At 44.9% G+C, this 2470-nt stretch carries 1 protein-coding gene; it reads left to right on the top strand.

From position 1 onward, the window contains the following. Positions 1–41: 41 nt before the first annotated feature. Positions 42–2470: PD-(D/E)XK nuclease family protein (locus BG32_RS14700; protein WP_121527042.1), on the top strand; the 2429-nt coding region annotated here is incomplete at its 3' end.

Raw genomic sequence — 2470 nt, 5'->3', positions numbered from 1 at the left:
CACTCAGCGGATGATAGAATCGAATTTGTGGGAGGAGTAAGATGAAGATTACGCTATTCATAGGTCCTTTAGCCTCAGCAAAGACTGAGCGGTTGCTTCGAGAACTCGAGACCGTCCATTGGAGAGATCCGTTCTCCTACTTCTTCGTGGGACCTTCCGGCGACCACGTAAGATACTTTAGAGAGAATTTCATATCGCGAGTGGGTACTATCCCGGCTTCGAGATTCCTCGCAATGGATCAATTTGCCGTAGAGGTTTTCCGTAGACTGAATCCGAATTCTATTCACGTTGGGAATCATTTGATGAGGTTGGAGATCGGTGACATTCTGGATCAAATGGGAAAGGGCGAACTCGCCGACTCGCCCGTATTCGTCGAATACCTTCTTGAAATGATTCACGATGTAAAAGAGAATAGAGGGTTCGACCGGATATTCTCTACGGAAGACGAGGCAGTCTCCGTTCTAGAGTCAATTTACAACGAGCTTGACAGTAGATTCTCCAGAAGAAACATCTTTGACACATTCGACGCATATACGAGGATTGAAGAGCACAAGGATGAGTTGATTAACGAGGAATTCGGGGACACTCTTTTCCTCGACGGGTTTCATGATTTCAGTCCGGCCCTGAAGATCTTTTTCAAGACCATCATTCCAACATACAGGGAAGTTTTCATTACCATTACTCAAGAACCTGACAAGGAAAGTCTCTTTTCAAACATAGATTCGATACTTGAGACGATCGATGAGATAGCCGAAAATAGCACAGATCTCGAAATCAAAAGGATATTCTTCGAGAAAAGTTCTTCTTCAAGCGGTCTGAACGGGTTCAAAGAAGCCCTGTTCTCTCCAGGTAAAGTAGAGCAGAACTGTGATTCGGTGAGTGTTGTGGTCTATCCTGACATCTTCGCCGAGGTCGAAGGTGTATCGAGATTTGTGAAGGAATCTATTATTTCCGCCTGCGAACCAGGTGACATTTCGATTGTCTCATCCGACTTCAATCTTTACAGCAAATTGCTTTCCGATAAGCTGAATGAATACGGTGTTCCACACAGAATAGAAGGCGACGAAGAGCTTCACTCATCTCTCTCGATAAGACGGTTAATCTTGCCACTTGAAACCGCGGTTCTGGGATTCCCACCGGAGAAGATAATCGCTATGGCTGACAGCGGCTACGGGGGAGAAGTTGATTCAAGTTTTATTGAATCCGCCGCTGCTATGTCAAGAATTATCTACGAGAGACCAAATATGTGGCTCTCCTTGGAAAAGAGACGGAGTTCCTGGGATGAGAGGCTTTCAAGACTCGTTGACCTCATGAAAGAAAGAAGAAATGCAATAATTTCCCTTGCCGACGATGAGCTCGAAATGAGCGCGGCTGAGGAGCTTGATGAGACGATCGAAAGAATTGACAGCGAAGTAGTTCCGGCTGTTCAAAGAATCTTCAGACTCCTCGACTCTTTTCGAAGTCTGCGTAAGCGAGATGTCGGTAATTATCGGAAAATGTTCATTACTTGGGAAAAAGAACTTTCTCTGATCCAAAGTCTAACCGGGTATGAGAGTGAAGTTAAAGACAGAGAGATGGATGCAATAGTGAGGTTTTTCGAACATACCCTACCTTACCTGGAGAGACTTCTGTATTTCATGGGGAAGTCCTCTGTTTCCCCAAGAGAATACTACAGATATCTAATGCTTCTACTTAAGCATGACAAGTTTCCTCTTTCGAGGAACAAGGCAAACAGGGTTGAGATACAGTCACTCATCAATTCGCGCTTCTCGAAGAAAAGAATGAAGATCTTCGTTGGGTTTGTTGACGGTGCTTATCCGCACGTAGAAATGAATCCTTTGTACAGTTTCACGCAGTTTGGAGATTCAAGACCCAGAGACCTTCTTCTTGATGAGGAAACACACGAAAGGCTCAACCTGTATCTGTCGATTTCTACTGCTGAAGAATCAGTGAGGTTCTCTCTGCCTGAATCGACGATCGACGGTGAACCAATTCTACCTTCTCCATACCTGAAGAATGTGGCGGAGAGTTCGGGATGTGAGACCACTAGAGAAGGAAGAAAGGTGGGAAGAAGATCTGGATACATTCCGGAACTCCGGGCATCTATGAGCCAATCCGAGTTGAAGATCTCCGCTGTGAAGTTCTTCTTGAATGAAAAATGGGATCTTCTGAAGAGCTTTCCCCCTCTGAGCAATTTAGATACCGTCCTCTCGAACTTCAGAAGAGATTTCAGTTGGTCAGTCCAGAACAGAAGGCGTTTAGAGGAAGTTGTCGGTAACGTCTTCTCCTTCTCAAGACTGAAGTCTTATCATGACTGTCCGTTTTCCTTCTTTCTTTCTTATGTTGTTGGTCTGGATGTTTCCCCTGAATACGTCTTTGAATTGACGCCTCTTGATGAGGGCAACATCTTTCATTCAGTGTTGAAGGACTTCTTTTCGGGCAAGAATAGAGACTGGCAGGATTCGCTTGC

The organism is Mesotoga sp. HF07.pep.5.2.highcov (genome assembly GCF_003666285.1).
In the GTDB taxonomy this organism is placed as follows: domain Bacteria; phylum Thermotogota; class Thermotogae; order Petrotogales; family Kosmotogaceae; genus Mesotoga; species Mesotoga prima.
This window is presented reverse-complemented; position numbering and strand designations above follow the sequence as displayed.